This is a genomic window from Phaeodactylibacter luteus (assembly GCF_007993045.1).
Taxonomy (GTDB): Bacteria; Bacteroidota; Bacteroidia; order Chitinophagales; family Saprospiraceae; genus Phaeodactylibacter; species Phaeodactylibacter luteus.
In genome coordinates, this window is record NZ_VOOR01000014.1 from 19,739 (window position 1) to 44,419 (window position 24,681).

At 53.2% G+C, this 24,681-nt stretch carries 18 protein-coding genes; 5 read left to right on the plus strand and 13 right to left on the minus strand.

Translation table 11 applies throughout. The annotated features are described in order from the left end of the window. Window positions 1–7 precede the first annotated feature (7 nt). From FRY97_RS08515 to FRY97_RS08540, 6 genes are all read right to left on the minus strand, one after another. Entirely contained in the window at window positions 8–1,402 is a 1,395-nt protein-coding gene (locus FRY97_RS08515) for an NmrA family NAD(P)-binding protein (protein WP_147167028.1), read from the minus strand. A 37-nt stretch (window positions 1,403–1,439) separates the two neighbouring features. Further along, window positions 1,440–1,928, minus strand: a complete 489-nt coding sequence (gene folK, locus FRY97_RS08520) for a 2-amino-4-hydroxy-6-hydroxymethyldihydropteridine diphosphokinase (RefSeq protein ID WP_147167029.1) — start codon at window positions 1,926–1,928, stop codon at window positions 1,440–1,442. A gap of 2 nt (window positions 1,929–1,930) precedes the next feature. Then, the gene (locus tag FRY97_RS08525) at window positions 1,931–4,303 is read right to left on the minus strand and encodes a TonB-dependent receptor (protein ID WP_147167030.1); all 2,373 of its coding nucleotides are present in this window, start codon (window positions 4,301–4,303) and stop codon (window positions 1,931–1,933) included. A 154-nt stretch (window positions 4,304–4,457) separates the two neighbouring features. Continuing rightward, on the minus strand, window positions 4,458–6,350 hold the full coding sequence (gene yidC, locus FRY97_RS08530) for a membrane protein insertase YidC (protein WP_147167031.1): 1,893 nt from the start codon (window positions 6,348–6,350) through the stop codon (window positions 4,458–4,460). Window positions 6,351–6,540: 190 nt separating this feature from the next. Beyond that, a complete protein-coding gene (locus tag FRY97_RS08535) occupies window positions 6,541–7,764 on the minus strand; it encodes a pyridoxal phosphate-dependent aminotransferase (RefSeq protein ID WP_147167032.1) in 1,224 nt (407 codons plus the stop codon). A gap of 141 nt (window positions 7,765–7,905) precedes the next feature. Then, the gene (locus FRY97_RS08540) at window positions 7,906–8,688 is read right to left on the minus strand and encodes a hypothetical protein (protein ID WP_211356833.1); all 783 of its coding nucleotides are present in this window, start codon (window positions 8,686–8,688) and stop codon (window positions 7,906–7,908) included. 442 nt (window positions 8,689–9,130) lie between these two features. Between FRY97_RS08540 and ffh the strand changes: the two genes are divergently transcribed. After that, a complete protein-coding gene (gene ffh, locus FRY97_RS08545; protein ID WP_147167033.1) occupies window positions 9,131–10,507 on the plus strand; it encodes a signal recognition particle protein in 1,377 nt (458 codons plus the stop codon). A gap of 261 nt (window positions 10,508–10,768) precedes the next feature. On the opposite strand, the gene FRY97_RS08550 is transcribed toward ffh, so the two are convergent. Further along, complete coding sequence (locus tag FRY97_RS08550) at window positions 10,769–11,011, minus strand: hypothetical protein (RefSeq protein ID WP_147167034.1); 243 nt, start codon at window positions 11,009–11,011, stop codon at window positions 10,769–10,771. A gap of 509 nt (window positions 11,012–11,520) precedes the next feature. On the opposite strand from FRY97_RS08550, the gene purL reads away from it, so the two are divergent. Next, window positions 11,521–15,183, plus strand: coding sequence for a phosphoribosylformylglycinamidine synthase (gene purL, locus FRY97_RS08555; RefSeq protein WP_147167035.1), 3,663 nt, complete (start codon window positions 11,521–11,523; stop codon window positions 15,181–15,183). A 196-nt stretch (window positions 15,184–15,379) separates the two neighbouring features. On the opposite strand, the gene FRY97_RS08560 is transcribed toward purL, so the two are convergent. The 3 genes from FRY97_RS08560 to FRY97_RS08565 form a co-directional block, all read right to left on the minus strand. Next, window positions 15,380–15,799 carry an RNA polymerase sigma factor gene (locus FRY97_RS08560; RefSeq protein WP_262712231.1) on the minus strand — a complete coding sequence of 140 codons (420 nt, stop codon included), beginning with the start codon at window positions 15,797–15,799 and terminating at the stop codon, window positions 15,380–15,382. Window positions 15,800–15,805: 6 nt separating this feature from the next. After that, window positions 15,806–15,934: a hypothetical protein gene (locus FRY97_RS23200; protein WP_262712232.1), complete on the minus strand. Its 129-nt coding sequence runs from the start codon at window positions 15,932–15,934 to the stop codon at window positions 15,806–15,808. A 731-nt stretch (window positions 15,935–16,665) separates the two neighbouring features. After that, window positions 16,666–16,908 carry a hypothetical protein gene (locus FRY97_RS08565; RefSeq protein ID WP_147167037.1) on the minus strand — a complete coding sequence of 81 codons (243 nt, stop codon included), beginning with the start codon at window positions 16,906–16,908 and terminating at the stop codon, window positions 16,666–16,668. A gap of 797 nt (window positions 16,909–17,705) precedes the next feature. Between FRY97_RS08565 and FRY97_RS08570 the strand changes: the two genes are divergently transcribed. Together FRY97_RS08570 and FRY97_RS08575 are read left to right on the plus strand one after the other, a co-directional pair. Then, window positions 17,706–18,407 (plus strand): helix-turn-helix transcriptional regulator, encoded by a 702-nt coding sequence (locus tag FRY97_RS08570; RefSeq protein ID WP_147167038.1) that lies wholly within the window; start codon window positions 17,706–17,708, stop codon window positions 18,405–18,407. Window positions 18,408–18,655: 248 nt separating this feature from the next. Beyond that, on the plus strand, window positions 18,656–20,644 hold the full coding sequence (locus tag FRY97_RS08575) for a sensor histidine kinase (RefSeq protein ID WP_147167039.1): 1,989 nt from the start codon (window positions 18,656–18,658) through the stop codon (window positions 20,642–20,644). An 883-nt stretch (window positions 20,645–21,527) separates the two neighbouring features. On the opposite strand, the gene FRY97_RS23205 is transcribed toward FRY97_RS08575, so the two are convergent. The 3 genes from FRY97_RS23205 to folE all read right to left on the minus strand — a co-directional run bounded on the left by FRY97_RS23205 (window position 21,528) and on the right by folE (window position 23,515). Next, window positions 21,528–21,653 carry a hypothetical protein gene (locus tag FRY97_RS23205; RefSeq protein WP_262712233.1) on the minus strand — a complete coding sequence of 42 codons (126 nt, stop codon included), beginning with the start codon at window positions 21,651–21,653 and terminating at the stop codon, window positions 21,528–21,530. A gap of 358 nt (window positions 21,654–22,011) precedes the next feature. After that, on the minus strand, window positions 22,012–22,734 hold the full coding sequence (locus FRY97_RS08580; protein WP_147167040.1) for an SDR family oxidoreductase: 723 nt from the start codon (window positions 22,732–22,734) through the stop codon (window positions 22,012–22,014). 55 nt (window positions 22,735–22,789) lie between these two features. Then, window positions 22,790–23,515, minus strand: a complete 726-nt coding sequence (gene folE / locus FRY97_RS08585; RefSeq protein WP_147167041.1) for a GTP cyclohydrolase I FolE — start codon at window positions 23,513–23,515, stop codon at window positions 22,790–22,792. A gap of 119 nt (window positions 23,516–23,634) precedes the next feature. On the opposite strand from folE, the gene FRY97_RS08590 reads away from it, so the two are divergent. After that, window positions 23,635–24,186 (plus strand): hypothetical protein, encoded by a 552-nt coding sequence (locus FRY97_RS08590; protein WP_147167042.1) that lies wholly within the window; start codon window positions 23,635–23,637, stop codon window positions 24,184–24,186. The last annotated feature ends 495 nt before the right edge of the window (window positions 24,187–24,681 follow it).

Here is a 24,681-nt window from a genome sequence, read left to right on the forward strand (position 1 = left end):
CAGGCCTTTATGCGCCGGCCTCCTTTTCCTTCCCAAGGCGGCCCAGGTATTTGCTGAAACGGTGCATGACCCAAAGGTGGGCAATCGCTTGTGTGCTCATGTACACATACCATGGCAGCGTGGGCACAAACTCATGTATGGCGGCCATCGTATAACGCCCGCTCAGTACAGTCCTGAACTCCAGCCAGCCATAATCCCTCCTTTTTACCAATTGCCCGCCCACGATGTAAAACAATTGCCGCCCGGCGTGGCTCCTCCCCCCGATCAGCTGAAGGTGCAACAGCTCAAACGGGCCGATGCGGAACACAGAAGTGTCCCCTCTTTGCTCTACCCGGATCAGATAGCGGAACAGGACGGGCAGCCAAGTCTGATAACGCCTAGCCACCCAAGCTGCAGTCCACCCCCCGGGGTTGGGGAGCCGCTGTACGCTCCTGACCGTATTGCGCTCATTTTCTCCTTCTCGGAAAACAGGAAGGGGCGGCACTTCCCCTTCCAGCCGCAACGCCTCGTCCATAGCCATGCTCACGGTCTGTTTTGGCGGCCATTGGCGCTGTAGCCAATTGGGCTGCCCAAGCAGGTCCTTCTCCAAGCTTTCCACCAACGGCAATGCCAGGTCGCGGTTGAGCCCGGCAAACCAGGCTATCCACAAACGGGAAAAGCCGGGCATCCCGGCTGGCACGCTGAACACCCAACGCCTACGGCCCATTTTCTTGGAAAGGAGGCGCAGCATATCTAAGTAAGTGGTACGCCCGGGGCCGCGGATATCAAAGGTTGAACCGTAAGCATCTGCATTGCCAAGCACATGGTGCAAGTAGGACAAAACATCCCTCCACCCTACCGGCTCCTGCAGAGAAGAGGCCCACTGTGGGCAAGCCATGACAGGCAGCCGTTCGACCAGCCTTTTTAGCGTCAGGAAAGTCGTCCCGCCCGGCCCGAGGATAAGGCCTGCCCGCAGTACGGTCAGCGGGGTACTGTATTGTGCAAGGGTCTGCTCTACCTCATGCCGGCTTTGCAAATGCCCCCGGCCGGAAGGCTGTCCTCCGTCAGGCTGCAGCCCGCTCAGAAAAACAATCTGCTGCAATTTTTTGGCCGCTGCTGCCCGGGCAAAGTTGTCTGCAAGCAGGATATCTGTATCGCGGAACGATCCCTGATTGAGCCTTGTGGACGGGCGCATGGAATGGACCAGGTAGAGGGCGAAGTCAGCTCCTTCCACTGCCCGTTCGGCCTCAGACAGAGAGTACAACTCTGCCTGCCGCCACTCGACACCCGATCCCCCCTGCTCGGGCCAAAGGGGCAAGCTTTTTCGCGTCAACGCAATAAAATGGTAGCGATCACGGAAAGTATGCATAAACCACCGGCCAAGGAATCCTGTGGCCCCGGCAATGACGACAGTTGGCTTCATGACAACCAAACGGTAAAGGTGGAGGAAGGTTCGTAAACTAAGCGCCAGCCCAAGGCTCGGCCGGTAAGCGGTCGGGGCATTGAGCAAACAAAGCTCGGATGGGCACCCCACGTTTAGGGTCTTCCCAATCAGGGGCAATGTCCATCATGGGGGCAAGCACAAAGTTGCGCTGATGCAAAAACGGATGGGGGAGCGTCAACTGCTCCGTCTCCATGACCAGCCTGCCGTAGTACAATAAGTCCAAGTCAATCAGCCGGCTGCCCCATTTCTGTACCCTCACCCTGCCCATTTTTTGCTCTATGCCAAGCAGCAGCTCGAGCAGCCCCAACGGAGGCCTCTCCGTGTAGGCTTCCAACGCCTGATTCAAGAAATCAGCCTGATCGGGCAAGCCCCAGGCGGCCGTTTCATAAACCCTGGAAGATTGGGCTATCACCACCCCTGATGCTTCCAGCAGCGCTGCTGCCCGGGCAAGGTTGGCAGCCCGGTCGCCAAGATTGGTGCCTGTATGAATGTAAACCTTAGGCATGCTTAATATTGCTTTTGCTGTTTTTCACGCCCACTGCTCCAGCTGAAATTCCAGGTAACGGCAGGGATGACCGGAAAGAGAGAAACCTGAAGCGCAGAAGCCGATGCGGTCCCGGCTGCGGGGTCTGACTCGAAGGCGTAATAAATGAAAAATGGGTTTTGGCGGCTGTAGGTGTTGTAAACCGAAAAATTCCAGCTCGAGCGGAAACGCTTCTGAGCATCAGGCTTAGGGGTGAAAGTAGCTGAAAGGTCAAGCCGGTGGTAATCCGGGAGGCGGGCGCTATTGCGGGCCCCGTATTGCTGCACCGGGAACTGATCGATAAAGTAGAGGCGCTCTACCGGGGTATAGGCATTGCCAGAGCCGAAGATGAAGGCCCCGCCCAGCTCCCATTTCGGGCTCAGCTGATAGTTGGCTACAATGGACAAATCGTGGCGGCGGTCGTACACCGCAGGGAAAGGGCGCCCTTGGTTGATCTCTGGGAAGGTGCGTTCTGTCCTAGACCAAGTGTAACCGACCCATCCGGTGAAATCACCTTGTTTTTTTTGTACGAACAACTCCATGCCGTAGGCTCTGCCTGTTCCAAAAACGAACTCCTCCTCCAGGTCATTCGCTACATTATCGACATAGTTTTCGCGGTAGTCGACCTGATTGTCCAGCCAACGGTAGTACCCTTCGATAGAAGCCTCCCAACTATTGCCGCCAAAGTTCCGGAAATACCCCAGCGCCAGCTGATCCCCTATCTGCGGGCGGATGAGCTCGCTGCTCGGCACCCATACATCGGCAGGCAAAGTGCTAGTGGAATTGCTCACCAAATGGAGGTACTGGTACGTCCGGGTGTAGCCTGTTTTCAAAGCAGAAGTGCTCCCCAGCTTTATATTGGCAGACAGCCTTGGCTCCAGCCCAAAGTAAGTGGCGACCTCCTCTCCGGGCCCGTACAACCGCCCATCGATTTTGGACACATAAGAACCTACCTGGGAAAAGGAAGACAGCCGAAGCCCGGCATTGACCTTTAGCCACGAGCTGACCTGCACCTCATCGAGCAGATAAGCTGCACTTTCATGCGCGTACCTGATCTTGGCGTTGTTAGAAAAGACAGCTTCCCCATTGGTAGCGGTTGCGAGGCTTGGCGTAAGCTGATGATAAGTATACACCAGGCCTGCTTTGAGCCGGTGCCCGCTTGCCGGGTAGTACTCCAAGTCTATTTTCCCATTCCAATCTTTCACGCCAGAATCTAGCCGGATGCGGAAGTCGCCCTGCCCACCGCGAAAGCCAAAATCATAGTCGTTGTAGACGGTCGTCACATTCATAAACAGCTTATCGCTAAAGAGGTGGTTCCAGCGTAGGGTAGCAGTGGCATTGCCATAGGGCAAGTCGAAGGCAAAGTCCCGCCCGTTGCTGCGGAAGTTGAGCACATCCCTGCCAAAATAGGCGCTAAAAAACAGGCGGTCTTTGTCGCTGAAACGGTAGTTGGCTTTAGCATTGATGTCGTAGAAATAATAGTTGGTGCCGGCAAAAGCAGTATTGTCCAAAAAAGGCTGGGCAAGGTCAAGGGCATAAGTACGGCGGGCAGAGAGCATAAACGCGCTTTTGCCCCGCTGAATTGGCCCCTCCAGGAGGATACGGGAAGCCACTAGCCCTATCCCCCCTTCTACTGCATAGTGCTGATCGTTGCCTTCCTTCATTTGAATGTCTACCACCGAGGACAAGCGCCCCCCGTAATTTGCAGGCATCCCGCCTTTGATAAGGGTAGTATTCCGGATGGCGTCAGCATTGAAGACAGAGAAGAACCCCAACAGATGGCCAGGATTGTAGACCAACGCCTCGTCCAGCAAGACCAGGTTTTGGTCGGGCCCGCCGCCACGCACATAAAAGCCTGCATTGCCTTCCCCTGCCGACAAGACGCCGGGCAGCAGCTGAATAGCCTTGAGCACGTCTACCTCCCCCATTAGGGCCGGCAGTTTTTTCACCTTGGCCATCTGCAGGCCAATAGTGCCCATCTCTGTGCTCCTCACATTTTCATCTTCTGCCCGGGCTTTTACCACAACTTCCTGCAAGGCGATGCCCGACTCCGCAAGCTGCACATTTAAGCGCAATGGAGCATCGAGGTTGACCTCAAAGACCTGAGGGTCGTAGCCCAGGTAGGTAAACTGTACTGTTTGCTGGCCTGCAGGAAGGTTGAGGGCATAGAAACCGTAGGTATTGGCTACGGTGCCCCGCCCAGCAGAATCACGGCTGGCCACTGCCGCCCCAATGAGGGCCTCTCCTGTACCGCCATCTGTAATATAGCCGCTGAGCGTAAACGTTTCCTGAGCGGCCAGCTGAAGCAAGAAAAAGGACAGGTACAGGGCCAGGGGCCAGCGCTTGAAATCGGTCATGCGTTCGGGTTGTTGTTCGTTTCCAAGACACAACAGCGAAGTCAGGCTTGGGTTGCAGCCGCGAGCCGTTCTTTGGCTAAGGCCAAAATAAAGCCGGGGCAGTTGCACATATCGTGCAGCTGCCCCGGACGACGCTGAAGCGGAGGGCAACCCTTTACTTCTTTTTGCCCTTGCCCTGCGCTTTTTGTTCCTGTATGCGCTGCTGCTCTTTGAGCGCATTCTCAAGCCGTTGCTGAAACCCGCCCTTCTTCTTGGGCTTGCTGCGGTAAGCTTCCAGCTCATTCTCGATTTTCGCATGATCGATAATGAAATTTTTGGTCACTATCGTCTGCGTGATGTTGATCAGGTTGCTGAACAGCAAATAAGCCGTAAGCCCAGCTGCGAAGCTGTTGAAAAAGCCCAGGAAGAGCAAGGGCATAAAGTACTGCATGTACTTCATAGCCGGGTTGGCGCTCATATCCATATGGCGGGTGTTGTAATAGGTGTAGATCAGGGTAGTCACCGCCCACAGCAGGGTGAACAGGCTGATGTGGGCACCAAAACCGAAGGGGATCTCAAATGGCAGCCGCCAAAAAATATCGTAGGAAGACAAGTCGGTCGCCCAAAGGAAGCTGGCCTGCCGGAACTCGATAGAAGCGGGGAAGAAACGGTAGAGGGCAAACCAAATGGGCATTTGCAGTACCATAGGCATACAACCGCCAAGGGGGTTGACGCCAAATTCACGGTACATCTTCATGGTCTCCATCTGCTGAGCCTGCTGGTCATCCTTAAATTTGTCTTTGAGCCCTTCCATGCGGGGCTTAAGAGCAGCCATCTTGCTCTGGGAGTACAGCATCTTGTAAGTAAGCGGATAAAGGGCCAACTTGACGATGAAAGTCAGCACTAAAATAACGATGCCCGCGCTGCCGATAAAACCAGAAAGGAAATCGAAGATGGGCCGGATGACCCATCGGTTGATCGTGCCAAAGATGCTCCAGCCAAAGGGGATGATGTTCTGCAGGCCATCGCCCATTGCGTACAGCCGGTCAAACTCATTAGGGCCAACGTACATGTGCATGGCAAAGGACTCGCTGCTGCCCCGATTGTAGGGCACCCCGATTTCAGAAACCAGCAGTTTAAGGTCTGCAGCTTCTTCGGGGAGCATGCGGGTTTCCACAGTAGCGCCCAAGAACCCTTCTTCTGCGATGAGGGTGCTGTTGAAGAACTGGTTGGCATTGGATATCCACTTGATCTGCTCATCGCCGAGCTCTTCTGTATCATCAGAAGTGCAAGAGCAGTAGTCGGGGTCTTCTCCTATGGGCTTGTAATAAACAGAAGAATAGCGCCGCTCGTAGGTCTCGTTGTGCTCCAGCTTATCCAGATAATTGACCCAGCTGAGCTGAATGACGTCTGTATTGGCAGCCAGCACGGAGTTCAGGTTTTCGAAGCGGACGTCGTAATCCACGTTGTAGGTGCCGTCTTCTATTTGGTAAGATTGTTCGAAGTAGCCACCGTTGGAAGCTTTGGCGCGGAGCACTACCTTTTGGGGGGCAGCCTCTGCAACTTCAAAGTAGAGGTCGCCTGTGCTCACTCCTCCGGAAGGGAGGTTGGCTATGGGCAGGAAGTAGTCAAATTTATTTTTCTCATCTTCCAGCAGATACAGGGGCACTTCTTCCTCTGTGCCATCCTCTTTGTACTCCAGCTTGAAGTGATTTTTCATCAGTGCCCCTTTGATGCGCCCTCCTTTTGTGGAAATGGAGAGTTTCATCAGGTCGTTCTCGAGGGTGACGGTCTCGCTCTTGCCTGCGGCTGCGGGAGCGAAGGGGCCGAAGCCAGCTTGCCGCTGTACGAGCTTGAGGGAATCATCAGCCCCGGTAGCCAGCTGTATTTCTTCCGGTGTGGTTTCTTCAATGCTAGCCAGGCTGTCGGCCCGCTGCTGAGCCTGTGCAATGGAATCCTGAAGCCTTTCCTGTTGCTCAATTTCTTCTGCCGTAGGCGCCAGGAACTGCTGCCAAGCGACTAGCAGGACAAAGATGAGCGTTAATCCAATAATGGTATTCCTATCCATTCGATGTGAATCTTTGCGCAGCAGCCATTTCACTTCAAACTGCTGGTATTCAAATATTTAAACTTTTGCTCTGCCCCGGCAAACTTCCGGGCATAAATTTGCAGGGCAAAGGTACAACTTTGGCTACGCAAACCGCAACGCACAAGCGGGTTTATTCGATAAAGGGTGGCGCAGCTACGGCCAAGCCTGCTCAACCAGCAGACAGGGCCTGCGCCTTATGTGTGGCCCCTTCGTATACCTGCAGGGCCTGCTCCAGGCAGTCCATCGCAGCGTTCAGGTCATTGGCATTCAGCACATAGGCGATGCGCACTTCGTCGACGCCCAGGCCGGGGGTAGCGTAGAAGCCTTCGCCGGGCGAAAGCATTACCGTAGCCCCCTTGTATTCGAAGGACTCGAGCAGCCACTTACAGAAATGCTCGGCGCTTTGGACCGGGAAACGTGCAAAACAGTAGAAGGCTCCTCCCGGCAGATAGCTCACCACACCGGGCATGGCTTGCAAACGCTCGTAGACTACCCGGCGGCGCAAGTCGTAAGCGGCCTGCACTTCCTGCATGTATTCAGGCTCCATATCGAGGGTGGCTTCCGCCAATATCTGGCCGAGCCCGGGAGGGCTGAGGCGCAGCTTGGCGTAGCGGGTGACGGTTTCCAAAACGGCTGTATTGCGGGTGGCCAGAGTGCCGATGCGTGCCCCGCAGGCGCTGTAGCGCTTGGATATAGAGTCGAACACCACCACATGGTCTTCTGCCCCATCGATGAGCAGGGAGCTGAAAAAGGCATTGCCGTCATAGCAGAACTCCCGGTAGACCTCATCAACAAAGAGGTAGAGGTCGTGCTTGATCGCCAGCTGCCCCAGGGCGCGCAAGTCTTCCTCAGCGTAGAAGCAGCCGGTCGGGTTATTAGGGTTGGTGATGAAGATGCCTTTGGTGCGGGGGTTGATACAGGCCTCGAAGGCCTCGATCTTGGGCAATGCGAAGCCGGTCTCGATCTGACAGGTAATGGGCTGAATCTTGATGTTCCCAATTTGAGCAAACCCGTTGTAGTTGGCATAAAAGGGCTCCGGCACAATCACTTCATCCCCTTCGTCGAGGCAGGCCAGCAATGCGAGCTGTATGGCTTCGGAGGCCCCTGTGGTCACAATCAGCTCATCGGGCGTGAGGCTGACGCCAAACCCCTGGTAATAGCCCACCAGTTTTTGGCGGTAAGACAGGTTGCCCACAGCTGGGCTGTACGCTAGTATCTCAGACTGGTCTGTCCGCACTTTTTCTAGGGCAGAGGCTGGGGTAGCAATATCCGGCTGCCCTATATTGAGGTGGTAGACGTGTTTGCCAGCGGCTTTGGCCTGGTCGGCAAATGGCACTAGCTTACGGAAAGGGGACATGGGGACGTGTTGGCCCCGTTGGGAAATGGTAGGCATAGCTACAGAATTCAGTTTGGTTGGGCTGCTGTGGCCCCACAGCAGCAATAGGGGCCAAAGATAGCCGATTTTTCAGGCCGCTGCCCTAGGGGCTGTGCCAAATTTATAGGTTTTTACAGCGCGTGAGGAGGGCGAGCCCTATCAGGGCAGCTGAAAGGCAGCCTGCGGCACCTCTTCCAAGACTTTGATCTCTGTAAGGCTGCGCTCGCCCCGGCCGCCGGACAGGAAGATGCTGCCCTGCTGCTCATAGCCGCTCCACGGGGTGATGAAAGCGGGGGCAGGGTCCTCGGCTGTGGGAAAGTAGGCCCATTGCACTACCCGTTTGGAGGTATCCGAAACCCAGACTTCATACTTGTTCTGAGGGGTATCGCCCACCTTTTCGAAGGTCAGCTGCAGCTTCTGCGCCGGCGCTCCGGCTTGTGTCGTATCTGCGCCCAAGTGTTTTAGGGTAACGCCGCTATCTTTGAGCTTGAAGGGCATGGCCAGCCAATAGGCATCGTTGATCCATATACTCTTGCCCTGTTGGAGGAGCGCCTGAAGGGAATCGGTGCTGCTGACCAGCTGCCCGCCCATCAGGGCTGCGCCTTTCGCGGGGCTATTGATGTTGAGCACGATGGCATTGGAGTCGGGCAGGAAGGTGATGCGCACATCGCCCGTGTATTTGTCCCACAGCAGGGAACGGCGGCCGAAGAAATTCCAGTGCAGGTACCGGGTCTCATCCCAGGCTTTCCGGCCGCCCATAGCAGCCATGACCTCGTCGGCCAGGGCGATGGCCGCGGGGTCTGAGCCTTGGGCATTGAAGCCCGGGGCTGCGGGGTTGGCGGTAGTTGTAGATGCAGGGGCCTGCCCTTCGGGCCGCTGCTGCTGGCAAGATACAGCGGCCATCAGTATGGGCAGTGCCCAAAGGAGGAAACGGTTTTTCATTCCGGAGTTTTGTACGGTTTTGGAAGATGAGGGTACAACAAACAGGGTGGCGGTGGGTTCACAGGCGGGCTTGCGTAAGCGATGCGGAGCAGTGGCCAGAGGCCAGCCCCGCTGTTGGAGCGGGGCCGAGCGGATAGCGAGCTGCGCAGCGTAGCGCCCCCGCCCTATGACCTGCCGGCTGAGCGGGGGTACGCCCAAAAAGCTGTCGCCTTGTGCTTTGCGCTAACCTTTGGGGGCTTGGTTTGTTAGTATGGTGCAATGGATTTTTGGAGGCTGGCGTTTTTTGCCGTCCTTTTTATTACTTTTGCGTGGTTGTAGAGGGCGGCAGTGCTGCCCTGTGCATAGAACTGGCAGGCCGAAACGGGCAGGATAGGGCCTTGATGACCTTTACTGTGCTGGCCTGTAGCATCCAAGTGTAAATAGAAAAAAACAGCGACCCGCTATGTTTGATAGCCTAAGCGAACGCCTGGAAGGGGCATTTAAGACACTGAAAGGAGAAAGCAAACTGACCGAGCTGAACATCGCGCAGTCGGTGAAGGAGATACGTCGTGCCCTGGTGGCTGCGGACGTGAACTACAAAATTGCCAAGGAGTTTACGGATACGGTGAAAGACAAAGCGCTGGGGCAGGAGAATGTCCTCAATGCGGTGAAGCCGGGGCAGCTGATGGTCAAGATTGTCAATGATGAACTGGTAGACCTCATGGGGGGCACGGTCACGGATATTGACATCAAAGGGAAACCGGCGGTGATCCTTATCGCGGGCTTGCAGGGTTCGGGCAAAACTACCTTTTCCGGCAAATTGGCCTACCACCTGAAGGGCAACCGGAGAAAGAGCCCCCTTTTGGTGGCTTGTGATGTTTACCGCCCGGCGGCCATCAATCAGCTGAGCGTCATTGGCGAGCAGATCAATGTGCCGGTGTACAAGGAGATGGACAACCAAAACCCGGTAGAGATAGCGCTCAAAGGCATCGCGCATGCGCAGGCGCACGGGCACGATGTGGTCATCGTGGATACTGCGGGCCGCTTGTCGATTGACGAGAAGATGATGGAGGAGATCTCCAATGTAAAGGAAGCCATTCAGCCCAATGAGACGCTGTTTGTGGTAGACGCTATGACGGGGCAGGATGCGGTGAACACGGCAAAATCCTTCAACGACCGTATTAATTATGACGGGGTGGTGCTCACGAAGCTGGATGGCGACACCCGGGGCGGGGCGGCCTTGTCGATCAAATACACAGTGGGCAAGCCCATCAAGTTTGTGAGCATGGGGGAAAAGATGGAGACCCTGGATGTTTTCCATCCCGACCGTATGGCGAGCCGGATTTTGGGCATGGGCGATATCATCTCTTTCGTGGAAAAGGCGGAGATGCAGTTCGACGAAGAGAAAGCCAAAAAGCTGGAGAAGAAAATCCGGAAGAACAAGTTTGACTTCAACGATTTCTTGGAGCAGATCGGGCAGATCAGGAAGATGGGCGACCTCAAGAGCTTGATCAATATGATACCGGGGATGAGCAAGATGACCAAGAACCTGGATATTGATGATAGTGCGTTCAATAAGGTGGAGGCCATTATATTTTCAATGACGCCACAGGAGCGCAATCATCCGGAGCTGATGAACCTGAGCCGTAAAAAGCGGATTGCAAAAGGCTGCGGGCATTCTATAGAGGAGGTCAACCTTTTCCTGAAGCAGTTTGATCAGATGCGCAAGATGATGCACAAGATGAGCAAGATGCCGGGCATGGGCACAGGGGCCCCTACGGGGGGCAGTGGCAAAAAACTGGGCGGCCTGGCAAAGCGCCGTGCCCGCCGCAAGCGTTAGGCTCAATGCTCACCTTCGCCGAAAAGCTCCACGCTTGAACAATCAAAGGGTGGAGCTTTTTCTATTTTGGGCTATACCAACCGGGCCCCACAGCTGTGCAGCTGCGGGGCCCGGTTGGTTGTGTTGGCGAGCGTAATGGCTTTTAAAGCTTGCCTAGAACGGTGCCGTTGTAAAAATCTAGGAATCCTGCCTGCTGTGCCATCATGGCCGGCAGGCCTGCACAAGCATGGATTGGCAACAAAGCGAGCCCCAAACGTGCATTTAGCCTGCCGGCAGCAGCCGCTTGCCTGCGTCGAAAAGCTGCTTGATGAGTTGTACGTCTGGCAGGATGAGCGTAGGCGACTCCACCTCTTCCTGGGCAGCAGCGGACTGTGATGCTTCGTCGTAGGACTGCGCAGCAGATGGCATGCCCGAGCTAGAAGCCACGTGCAGGTAGGTGTAAGCGAATAGACTGCAAGCTGCAACCAAAGTCATCAGGAAGGGTTTGGCGTGTGTTTTTTTCATAAGGACGGGTGTTCTGGTTCTTTACAAGTCACAAAAATAAGGCATTTTATGCCCAAAAGTAAGGCGGCATAGACGAACCCACCTTTTTTTCGGGCCAAAAGCTATTGAAATGACGGCTTGAGCGGCAGAAAGTTGCACCTTAACACTAAAATACCTGAAAATAAAATCTAATAGTTGGGCAGAACTGGCCAAGCCGAAAGGAGGGGCCTGCCCCTGCCCAATGGGCAGGGGCCGCTATGCTGCGGGGCTCGCTGCCCGCTCAGCCCTGTCGGGCTTGCCACCCCTTCGCAGCGCTAGGCCAATGCCAAGCTAAAGCCTAAAAGCATCAACGACTGCGGCATTTTGGTTTGCACCCGGCCCAAATGCGTCAGCACTGCTTGACCCGCCGTAAGCTCAGTGTGTTCCGTGACGAAATGCGCACAGCAGGAGGGGCCGCAACAACCTAAGAGAAAACCTTGGCTATTTAACCCGAAGAAACGACCTTTGCGCAAATGTTAAACCGCAAGCTGATGATCCACTTTTTTGGCACTCCCCAAAGTATTGTGTTTGCCGTACAGGCCAATTCCCCCCTGCCCGGGCAAGACATCCAAAAGCTCACTTGGCTGTTCGGCAATCAGCCGCTCATCGAGGAGGAGGCTTTGGGCGGCCATTTTATCGGCCCCCGGGCAGCTATGGTTTCCCCTTGGAGCACCAATGCCGTGGAGATTACCCAAAACATGGGCATTGCCGGCATAGCCCGCATAGAGCAGTATACCCCTTATTCGGATCAGATAGGCTTTGACCCCATGCTCAGCCAGCGTTTTGAAGGGCTCGGGCAGCAGCTTTTCAACATCGATATCAAGCCGGAGCCTGTACGGCCAATAGCAGATATTGCCGCCTACAATACCTCGGAGGGGCTGGCCCTGAGCGAGGAGGAGGTCAGCTACCTTGAGCAGGTAGCCCAGCGGATCGGGCGTGAGCTTACCGACTCGGAAGTCTTTGGCTTTTCGCAGATCAACAGCGAGCATTGCCGGCACAAAATATTCAACGGGCGTTTTGTCATTGACGGGGAAGAACAGCCGGGCTCTCTGTTTTCTATGATCCGGGAGACCTCCAAGGCCAACCCCAACAGTATTGTCTCTGCCTATAAGGATAACGTTGCATTCTTGAAAGGCCCAAGGCTGCAGCAGTTTGCCCCCGAGCAGCCCGACCGGCCCTCCAACTATGCCAAAAAGGAAGTGGACACAGTAGTTTCCTTAAAAGCAGAAACCCACAACTTCCCGACTACCGTAGAGCCCTTCAATGGGGCCGCTACTGGCAGCGGGGGCGAGATCCGCGACCGGATGGCGGGCGGTACAGGCTCCCTGCCCTTGGCAGGCACGGCGGTTTATATGACCGCCTATTCCCGCCTGTTAGCAAACCGCCCATGGGAACAGGCCATGCCGGAGCGCAAATGGCTCTATCAGTCGCCTATGGACATCCTCATCAAGGCCTCCAATGGCGCTTCAGATTTTGGCAACAAATTTGGGCAGCCGCTGATCGCCGGCTCCCTCCTCACTTTTGAGCACGAGGAGCATGCCCGTCAGCTCGGGTTCGACAAAGTCATCATGCTGGCTGGGGGCGTCGGCTCAGGCCGGCTTAGCCAAGCCCTCAAGCATACGCCCCAAAAAGGGGACAAGATTGTGCTTCTTGGTGGCGACAATTACCGTATCGGGATGGGCGGGGCCGCAGTCTCCTCTGCTGACACCGGTGCTTTCGACAGCGGCATTACCCTCAATGCCGTTCAGCGGTCCAACCCAGAAATGCAGAAACGGGTGGCCAATACCATCCGCAACCTCGTGGAGAGCGCTCATAACCCTATAGTGGCCATCCACGACCATGGTGCCGGCGGCCACCTCAACTGTTTCTCAGAGCTGGTGGAAGAAACCGGCGGCCGTATCGACTTGGATGCCTTGCCCGTAGGCGACCCTACCCTCTCTGCCAAGGAGATCCTCGGCAATGAATCTCAAGAGCGCATGGGGCTGATCGTCTCAGCAGCAGATTTGCCCCTGCTGCAAAGGATTGCCGAGCGCGAGCGCGCCCCAATGTACGTAGTAGGCGAAGTGACCGGCGATATGCGGTTCTCTGCCGTATCCGAGAAAACGGGCGAAAAGCCCCTCGACCTCGACTTGGCAGACCTCTTTGGCAGCTCCCCGGAAACCATTATGGAGGACAAGCCGGTGGCACTGCAATTCGAAGAGGTAACCTATGAGCCTGGCCAACTGCAAACCTACTTGGAGCAGGTGCTGCGCCTGGAGGCCGTCGCTTGCAAAGACTGGCTCACGAATAAGGTAGACCGCTGTGTGGGCGGCCTTGTGGCCAAACAACAGTGTGCTGGCCCTTTGCAACTGCCGCTGAACAACTGTGGCGTGATGGCGCTGGGGTTTGATACGCCCTACGGCGTAGCCACCTCTATCGGGCACGCGCCGGTCAGTGCGCTGATCGACCCCAAAGCCGGCTCTAGAAATGCGATAGCGGAAGCGCTGACCAATATCGTATGGGCGCCTTTGGAGGAAGGGCTCAAGTCGGTCTCCCTCTCTGCCAACTGGATGTGGCCTTGCCGCAATGAGGGCGAGGATGCTCGCTTATACGAGGCGGTAAAAGCCGTTTCTGACTTTTGCATCGCGCTTGGCATCAATGTGCCGACCGGGAAGGACTCCCTTTCCATGAAGCAGAAATACCCTGAGGGCGAGGTACTGGCGCCGGGCACGGTCATCATTTCCGGGGCTGGAGTATGCTCCGATATCAATAAGGTTGTTGAGCCCGTTTTCCAAAAAGGCGCAGGGCCGGTATATTACCTCAATTTTTCACAAGAGGCGTTCTCCCTTGGCGGCAGCTCTTTTGCCCAGGCCCGCAACAAAATCGGCACAAATGTGCCGGACATCAAAAGCGCACAGCAGCTTGCTGCTGCCTTCAATGCCTTGCAAGAGCTGATCAAAAAAGGTGGGGTGGCTGCTGGCCACGATATCGGGTCCGGAGGCTTGATCACCACCCTGCTGGAAATGTGCTTTGCCGATAACGGCCTTTCTGCACACCTCGACCTCTCCCCTCTTGGGGAGCCCGATAGCGTGAAAGTCTTGTTTGCTGAAAATGCTGGCGTGGTCATACAGCTGAAAGACGCCTCCTTCGCTGCTGACCTCGCACAATTCCCGATACCCTGCCACCTTATCGGGGAGGTTGGGGCAGGCAGTGCCCTCATCGTGGAGAACAACGGGGAGCGGCATGAATTCGATATCCCAAAACTTCGGGATATCTGGTATGAGACGTCCTGGCTGTTGGACCAAAAGCAGACCGCTGCCGGGCTGGCTGATGCCCGGTATGCCAACTATAAGGAGCAGCCACTGCAGTACCACTTCCCAGCCTCTTTCAGCGGCAAGCTGCCGCAGGCGGCTGGCTACAAGCCTAAAGCGGCCATACTAAGGGAAAAGGGGAGCAATTCTGAGCGCGAGCTCGCGCACGCCCTGTTCCTTGCCGGATTCGAAGTAAGGGATGTGCACATGACCGACCTGATGAGCGGCAAGGAGACGCTCGAGGACATTCAATTCCTGGGAGCAGTGGGCGGTTTTTCCAATTCAGATGTATTGGGCTCTGCCAAAGGCTGGGCGGGCGCATTCAAGTACAATGAGAAAGCCAAGGCTGCATTGGAAGGGTTCTTTGCCCGGGAAGACGTATTATCTATAGGCATTTGCAATGGCTGCCAGCTTTTCATGGAGCTGGGGCTCATTTACCCTGGCCACGCTCCCCACCCGTTGATGGGCTTCAACGATTCGCACAAGCACGAAAGCGGTTTCACTTCCGTAACGGTAGGCAAGAACAACTCCGTCATGCTGTCTGGCTTAGAAGGCAGCACACTGGGCGTTTGGATTTCACATGGAGAAGGGAAATTCAACTTAGGCCTGCCAGAGGACGCCTATCACATTGTAGCCAAATATGCCTACGAAGGCTACCCTGCCAACCCCAATGGCAGCAGTTATGCCACCGCCATGCTGGCCAGCCCGGATGGCCGCCACCTAGCTACTATGCCGCATATAGAGCGCTCCATTTTCCCCTGGAACTGGGCCCACTACCCTGCTCAGCGGCAGGATGAGGTATCGCCCTGGCTCCAAGCTTTCATCAATGCGCGGAAATGGCTGACGGATAAGGCTCAGGGGTGATCATGGCTGCACAAGGTGGCGTCAAGCATTTACAGCCGCTGACAGTATGCTTGGCTTGGCAGTGTTGGGCTGGTTTGTAAGGCCGGAAACTTCAGACGGGCGCAATGTTAAAGGTAAAGAGCGAAAAGCTGGTTGTGCCCACTATCCTTGCTTTAATTACATAGCACTGTGATACAAACCGGCAGTCAAAGCCAAGCTATGCTTTTTCCTTCAACAAGGACTGAGCCCTGTGTTTGGCACGGTGGATCCTCATTTTCACTGCCCCTTCTCTGATTTTCAAGTCGCTTGCAATCTCCTTTATCGTCAAATCTTCCCTGTATTTCATCAGTAAAATCTTAAAGTCTAGGGGAGCAAGTTTCTCTAGCCGGGACAACCCCTCAACAACTTTTCTTTCTATCTCAACAGCATCTGGCACGAACCCATCCCCTTGCTGGACAGAAAGCTGATGCAACAAGAGATGAGCGCTGGATTCCAAAGCTACATCCCGGTTACGCCTTTTTTGCCGCAAGATATCAATACAGTGATTCCTGGCAATCCGGAAAAGCCAGCCGGCCAAAGCATCCTTGTTCGTTAGGCTGTTAAAATTGATCATCACTTTTAAAAAAACATCCTGCACTGCGTCTCAGGAAAGCGCTTCCTGCTTTAGGAAGGTAAGGCAATACTTGAAGAGGGCATCATTGTAATCTTTATACAGATCGTCTACGATTTGTTTCTGCCTCGCCTCAATCCGCGCACCATCATTTGAAGCCATAAAAAAGATTGTTGCGTCTGTCCTTGTTATGACAACCCAAGTTTTTATTAAGAATAGTTGTTTTTTTTGGCAACCGCTACTGAGAAAGATTCGCTCAAAAAGCAGCTATCTGCCCAAATGAAAGGGCCAAAACTTAAGCCTACTTAACCAAAAGCTTTTACAGCCCCCAATGCCCCGGTTTACCCCTGCTGCGTGGAGCCTGCCCAGCCTGCTTCCCAGAATGGGGACTGCCCCCTCCGCAAGGATAGGGGCCTGCCCCTGCCCGCGGGCAGGTGCCGCTATGCTCCGGGGCTCGCTATCCGCTCGGCCCTATCGGGCGTCCCCCCCTTCGCAGCGCTAGGCCGGTGCTAACATACAACTAAGGAACATTCGGTACTTTGGCTTATACCCGAGCATCCTAAACATGCCCCCCAATCGAAGCCCCCCTTGTCTGACGACTGTAGTATACCATTCCACTATAGTATAAAAGCAAGAATTAAAAAGGTGGGGGCCTTTGCCCCCACAGAAACTCCTAAGTGACTCAGACACAAACTAAGTCTCCAAACATTAAGTATGAATGTTTCTACTTACTCAACTCAATTGTACTTCATTTGCTTTCCTTATAATCATCGCATCCATACCTTAGAAATACAACGCTCAAGCTGAGCAAAAAACGCGGTGTTAGCCGGAGCTTTGAACATAAGCAGCGCTCTCCTTGTGAACTCGTGGCAGGCCTGATATTTGGGGGAACATCACTCTTCCCCGCAACCAAGGTCTACAACTTCCATCTCCATGCCTGCCGAGGCTGTCAGTGCTGTAGGTTTATCTTCATCATTAGCGCCAAAGGCAAAATAAAGCAGGAGCGCAAAGGATGCCCAAATAATTCCAGCGCTGATACTCCTAAGCGCTGAAGTAAAACTTGATTTCATCAATGAAAATAGTTTGCGCCCCGAAGCGTAAGCCCAGGGCTTCAAGTGAATGATAAACCTGTTCATGGTCCTTGGTTTTTAGTCTGTTAGCGTAGTCCAAGAAGTGCCTGTTCATCATTCAAAGCAGGAGATGGGCTGTAAAAGCAAACTCTAGGCCAGAGCGGCCCGCGAGCAGGATGTGAAGCGCTTTACAGTTTCAGTAGCTTTGGGCTTGCTAGGAGGGGCGGAGACAACAAAGCACGTTGAACTATTTTGGCTTAGCCCCAAAACAGGCCTTCATCCCTTGCTGACTCCACAGCCGAACTAGATATTTTGCGTTGTTTATCTGTGGCAAATTTAACAGGAGCTACAGGGCATTGCAATTGCATGATTATGCCAAAATGCCCCCGACAAAGGCAATCCACTAAGATTAACTGTCTATAAAAACAACCGCATATTCATGCTAAATTGAAAAGGCTTGCTGTGTTTTTCTAGGCCTGCACCTGCCTCGGGTTTGACAATAAGGTTTTATATCCCTATGTTTGGACTAGAATTATAGCTAGTGCCTGCTAACTACATGTTATATGCCTTTTCAAACCAACACGTGTTACTCCTAGTACAAGCACCTGCGCTTCTAGCAAAAGCCGCTCAACACTAAGAGATGCTAGGTTAGCATCTCCAAAAGTTAAGCCTTGTGTAAGCCACCGGCCAACAAAAAGTTATTACCCACCTAAAAAGCTTCATTATCCTAAATAGGCGAGCCACGCCTTGCTGTGGCAGCTCTGCCTTTTTTTGCAAAACGAACCGTTTTCTAAACTTAAAACTAGCCATCTCCTCTACCCCCCCCCTCGATTTTTGGCTTGGTTTAAAACATTTGTATTGTTATGCTGAAGCTAGGGATAATCGATGATGACTTCAACCTCCTGCAAGATTTGAAAGCATTCCTTGAGTATTTTGATGAGCTGAAGTGCTTAGTAGCAGAATCCTGCATCTTTAATTTTTTAAACAAAAGCCTTGTTCCAATCGACCTCTTGCTGCTAGACATAGAGCTCGGCAACAATGAGAACGCCCTGGATTACGTAGACGCTATACATGAACGGTATGAGGAAAAAGGCTACGCCTCCCCCAAAATACTCATCCTGAGCGGGCATAAAGATCAGCACATCTATTCGCGCTCTATCACTCAAAAAGGGGTACAGGGCTTTTTCCAGAAAGGCAGCAATCCCGACCTATTGATCCGGGCTATACATATTGTTATGGCAGGGGGGTTCTTCCTTTCCAATGAGCCTGCATCTCAAATCAAAACCCTTCTGCAACAATCTGCCCCAGACAAACAGCACGCACGGGCAGACCAGCTGATAGCCCAACATGGGCTCAACGAACGCGAGGTAGAGGCCGCTAGGTGGCTGATACAAGGGCTCACCTACGAAGAGGTGGGCGAAAAGATGTTCTTGTCTGTCAACACCATACGCCACTATGTCAGGGTATTGTACAAAAAACTCAATGTAAACAACAAAACACAGCTCCGGAACAAACTTGAGCCCTTAAGGGCACCAAAGCAGTCTGCGGAAGCATACAATCCTTAGGCCACATCCGAAGCTTTTTCCTGTTGTCAATCAACGCTTTGCAGACTACGCCCCCTCACTAAATCCCCATTTAGCCCGCTAAACTCAAATGTAGTGGCTTCGCCATAAGCCTGTAGCCATATTGCCACAACAGCTAGGCACAAACCACTGATTTTCAAAACAAAACCGCTCCAAACAAGCGATTAAGCAGTCAAGTCCAATCCTCCTAAGCCATTTAACTTTTTTACTCGACCATACCACTGTGCACCATGAAAAAACGTTACCCGAAACTCCCCTTAAGAAGGGTTTGGAAAGGGGCCGTGCTATCTCTGCTATTCACAGCCAGCCTTCCCTTCGCCGCCCTCGCCTCCTACAGCTCCCATGCCCAATCCATTCTCGATTCTTTACATGGCATTCCAACGCCAGAGGCCCAGGCAGACTACCTGATCGGGAAAATCCTGACCAATGACCTCTATGACCTAGGCCTGCAAGTGCCTCTGCTGAATAAGCTAGAAGCTATCGCAATCGAGCATCAGCTAAAAGACAAACTTGTGACCGCCTATACCGCACGGGGCTATATCCTCACTTTAGTACCGGATTACTACAAAGCCATGTACTATTTCCGAAAAGCTTACAATATCACCTTACGCGAAAAAGGAAGAGAATGGGAGGTGCGGAAATTAAAAACAGCAATAAATATTGCAGGCATCTATGCTGAAATCGGAGACTACGATAAAACGGCAGAATATAATGCTCGCAACCTGGTTATTGCGGAAAAGCTCAAGGACTCTATGGTGCTTGCCGATGTTTATCAGACCATAGCATTGACCTCTATCAACCGTGTGCAAATCGACTCTTCTATCCTTTTTGCGCAAAAGGCAATTGCCCTCTATGAGCACCTCGGCATTACCACCAAAAAGCACATTTCAGAAACTACCCTCGCGGAAGCTTACGGCAAGTCTGGCCAGCTCAAAAAAACGATTGAGAGCAATCATCGGCTAGAAAACTTAATCTCAGAATATTCGTCCCCACCTAATTTGGAGATGTTGGCAACTATGCACGGCACCCTCGCTAAGAATTATCTTGCCATAGGGAAACCTGACCGTGCTTACCAAACCGCTAAGTCTGCCTTAACCCTGTTAAATGCTAATGATGATAAAATGTGGGATGCCTATCGGCTGACCATCTACGAATCTCTTAGTGAGGCGTTTCATCAACAAGGGCTGACAGACAGCGCCTACCACTATCTACGCCTTGCAACTGAGCTAAAAGAAGCCCTAATTGACGAAAAGCGTATACGGGAGATTGCTGCGGTTGAGAGCTCTTTCCTTATCCAGGAAAAAGAAACTACTATAAATGAACTGGCCGTCTCTAATGAAAAGAAACGCGCTGCCATTTTTAAACTGACAGCGGCTTTGGTATTGTTTTTCCTAATGACAGCAGGCATACTATGGCTCTATTCCAACCTCAGTAAAAAGAAGAACCAGCTCAGTCAGCTCAAAGAGCAATTGACCCAAACCAACCATAAACTTAAAACTGCCATTGCCCAACGGCAACAGTACATCAGTCTTATTGTACATGACATCAAGTCTCCGCTCTTCTCCGCTTATATCAATACTCAGATGCTGAACAGCCAAAACGCTCATAGGCAGGCCCTAAACTTAAGCCCTTTGCAAAAAGCGCTTGCAAGGATAGAGGCAGCCATTGCGAAAATCTTGGAAATAGAAAACACATCAAACACTGAATCCTTCCTCAATATCAAACCGTTCAACCTTACCCACATGCTGCTAGAAACGATAAACGCTTTTTCGCTAACTGCTGAGGCCAAAAACATCCAGCTCGCCTTTGCCCCTCCAGCATCAACAGTTGAAGTAGAATCAGACTACCATGTTCTCCAGCATGTCCTTGAAAATGTGATCTCCAATGCAATCAAATATTCACCCCACGGCAGCGTTGTCAGCGTAACCCTGAACAAAGTAAAAGGGGATACTCAAATCGCAATCCGCAATTCTGTTTCTCCCTCTCCCCTTCCTAACACCTCTCCCCAAGCTGCCTCCGAGCAACACTTTAATACGGGCTCTTGGGGCTTAGGCTTGAAGCTTAGCACCGCGCTCCTAAAAGAGATCGATGGTACAATGAGCATTAAAAACCGCTCTGCCAAAACCAAAGAATTCATCATTTCCATCCCCGACTCCCTTTCATACAAGCACCTAAAAATATCCGGCGGAGGCCATAGCCTGACTGCCTCCAAAGCGTAAGCTTTACTTGTAATACACCAAGCCAGTGCTTCGCTCCGCGTCTACTTCGTGGCATGAAAATTTGAAGATGCTGTTTTTTCACTCACAACCTGCCTGACAGGAGCTGCTGGGCGAACAGGGGCTAAATCAAGAAGTCGAGAGGGGCGCAAACCAGATTGTCTTTTTTGGGGGCCTGCCCCTGCCAGCGGGCAGGTGCCGCTATGCTCCGGGGCTCGCTATCCGCTCGGCCCTATCGGGCGTCCCCCCCTTCGCAGCGCTAGGCCGGTGCCAGGCTAAAGCCCGAAAAGCATAAACGCCTGCGGCAGTTTGGTTCACGCCCGATCAAAAAAACAACCGCTGCTGGGGCAATAGGAGCAAAAGTCCATCCCATTTCTCCAAATGCTTGATTTTGGCATGAATATGCAATTGTAGGGGCAGCTAAAGGGGTTTAAATTTATGGCAACACAATCAACCACATATGCATAAAAACAGCTTTTAATTCCATTTCATGTACATTCTGGCGGCAGGCATAAGCCCAAATCTTGGGCGGGCAGCGCAAGGCTAAACATGCGCTCCTCTGCCTCGCCGCGGTTCGGCCTAAAAGGGTCACGATTGTTCATAATTTGTTGTGAAGAAGAGGGCTTCCGAATTAGGATCCGCCAACAGTGCAAAAGCTATCGGCCCTTGGCTATCCCCCCAATGCCTTGACACCCTATTTTGCAAGGGCCTCTTCTCCAATATTCGCCCGAAAGGCTGTAGTCAAGACCAAATGCCAAATTGGCATCAAACGATAATGTTGAGGTAGTAGAAGCATACGATTATACCTTGATCTCTTCAAGGTGCTTCGCAATTCTGGAAGAGGGGTCTGCCCCTTTTCCTTTTTCTATAATAACTGCCTGCCAGCTTAGGTCTTCATCAGCCGTACCAATACGCCTTCCTGAGCTGGCACTGCCAGCTTACTTAAGCACCGCTTACGAGTGTAGTTTTGCCACTGCCCCGCCCCCTCTGTGCCATTCAGTACAATCAACAAATCAACGCTTTACAGACGGGCATGCTGCCACAACAGGCGGCTATAAATCCTTAGTTTTTATGGCCCTCCAAATGCTCCCTTCTTATTGGCCGACATGTTTAGGCCAAATATTGTACGAAAACAATCGGAGTGGTTTTATGCGCCCAAAAGCCCAAAGTCATTTTCCGTCTATAATTGAGCACAATGGGAAACCGGGCGCCGGGAAAATCAAATCTACTGCCCCTACCCTTGCACCGGCCTAGCGATGCGCAGGGGTGCAAAGCCCGATAGGGCCGAGCGGACAGCGAGCCCCGGAGCGTAGCGCCCCCTGCCGGTTGGCAGGGGGAGGGCCCATCCCACGGGGATGCTGCTCTTTTGGCTAAATGACTTGATGGTTGAAAGGCTGAATGACCATTTCGGATACCACTCCGGAGGTGGGCTGCTGGCAGAGGAACCAAACTGCCCGGCCAGCTTCTTGGGCAGAGATGAACTTATCGCGGTTGACCGGCATGTCGATGTCGTCCCAGAAGGCAGAGTCTACCCCTCCCAGATAAAGGTTGGTCAGCCGCACCTGTGTGCGCTTGAGCTCTTCGCGCAAAGACTTGACCATGCCGTTGAGCCCGTATTTGGAAGCGGCGTAGGCCGCGGCGGCGGCCATAGGGGCTTTGCCTAAGACTCCAGGTATATTGATGATCAGGCCTTTCTTGGCATCCTTCATCGGGGGCAGGAATGCCTGCATCACGATGAAGGCCCCTTTGAGGTTGATGTCGATCAAACGGGAGAAATCATCCAGCTCGATGTTTTCGAACTTTTTGAGATAGCCCACCCCTGCTGCATTGATCAGGATGTCTAGCTGCCCTAGCTCCTGATGCAGCTGATCGGCCACGGATTGTACAGAGGCGGCATCGGCCACATCCATCTGAAAGGTGTGATCGTGAGGCACTTTGCAGGCATCAGCCACTGCTTTGAGTTTGTCGGCATCCCTGCCTGCGAGGTAGAGCCTGGCTTTAGAGCCAGCAATGAGCTTGGCCGCTTCCGACCCTATGCCACCGGTGGCTCCTATAATCAGTACGCGTTTGTTGGCCAGCATTTCAACAGCCATAAACTTGTTATATTTTGAATGATGGAATGTGATGATGGGCAGGGGGCGGCCAGTACTATTTCAGCTCGCCCTTGATGGCTTGCAGGAATTCATTGCGGGTGTTCTCATTGAGGAACTTCCCGCCATATTCGGTCGTTACGGTGCTGCAGTGGGTGTGTTTGATGCCGCGCATCTCCACGCACATGTGGCTCGCATCGATGTATACGGCAATGTCTTCTGTGCGGAGCACTTTTTTGAGCTCATTGGCGATCTGTACAGTAAGGCGTTCCTGCACTTGCGGGCGGCGGGCATAATACTCTACGATGCGGTTGAGCTTGGACAGCCCGATGACCTGGCCGTTGGCGATGTAGGCCACATGGCATTTGCCCGTAATGGGCAGGAAGTGGTGCTCGCAGAAGGATTGTACCCGGATGCCCTTCTCTACCAGCATCTGCCGGTAGCCGAATTTGTTTTCGAAAAGGGAAATGGAAGGTTTAGCATCGGGGTGCAGCCCTCCAAATATCTCCTTGACGAACATTTTGGCTACCCGCCGGGGCGTGCCATTGAGGGAGTCATCGGTCAGGTCGAGCCCGAGGGTCTCCATGATGGCCCGGAAATGGCGGGAGATTTCCTCCATCTTTTCCTCATCCGACAAGTCGAATGCGTCTGGCCGCAGCGGGGTCTCGGCGGATGAGGCTGCGTGCGCATCGCCCATATCATGGATGTAAGCGTGGCCATTGGAGCGTGCGTGCCCGTTGACAACAGCGCCGTTGCCGTTGCCTTGGTATTTGGAATTAATCATAAAGGCGTTATATTTTTCAGGATTCGAATTTAAGGGCGAGGAGAGCACTGCGTAACTTAGCGGCGCCCTATCTTCGTACCTTGTGATAAACCGCTAGCCTAACGCAAAAAAGGAAATAATTGTTTAACCACCGTTCATGGAAACGATTGCGCCTGGGGTTGTGCTCCGGTTATTTGCTGCTGACCCTATCAGGAGTGCTGGGCTGCGTCAGCGACCCTCCTGCCAAAGATGCCTTTTCGGGCTGCCGCTATGCGGCTCCTGAGCCTGTTTTCAATGCCTCTGTGGCAGGGGTGAGCCGGCACTCCTTCACCCGCCAAAAAGCAGCCGCTACTGAATCCTTCCTGTTGAACCAATTCACGGAGGTAGAAATACAGCAGAGCGGCTGCGATCATATCCGGCAGGTCTTCATCTTCAGGTGGCCCGCTCCTCAGGGAGGGGCCGGGGAGATCGACTGGCCCGCTTTTGCTTCAGCCCACTTCGAAGGGCTGGGGCAGCTCGGGGCGCCTTACCTCAGCTATCTGGCTATGAGCGAGGCCATCAGCGAGCGCTCCGAAAACCTGAAGGCACCGGGCAGCACCGTTGCCCTGCAGCCTGGGCTACAGTTCAAATTGAGCGGAAAGCGCAAGGGCAGTCAGCTGGAACTGACAGCTGAGGTATGGGAAGCACCGTAGCCCTGCCAAGGCCCTAAAACAACAGAAAGACAAGCCTTTAGCCATACTGCTATTCTTAATACGAGTGCAGCCCCAGTATCGATTAACATAAAAAATCAATACCCAAAATACTGCTAATCACTAGTTTAACCAAAAAAATGACAACTGTAATCAAATCAGACGATTGACAAATTGTCAGCGATATTATTTGCGGAGGGCAGCCTATTCCAGTACTTTTGAAAAGCTTATTACAAAGGCGTAAAACGAACGGGGCAAAATTAAAGCCCCAATCCATAAAAGATAGTATCAGCAAGTTAGTACGGGCTCCGCTGCTTAGGTGCAGTGGAGTTCTTTTTTTATTGCCAGCCAATTCTCAGTATATTAGCGGCGCTAAATTCCGGGTGTGCGAGCACCCGCCCGCCCGATGCCTGCACCGGCATTCTGGCAACCATCATTAAGCACAATGCCTGCAAGGGGCTTTCCGTTTTCAGGAGCGAGCTGTTTGCGGCATTACAA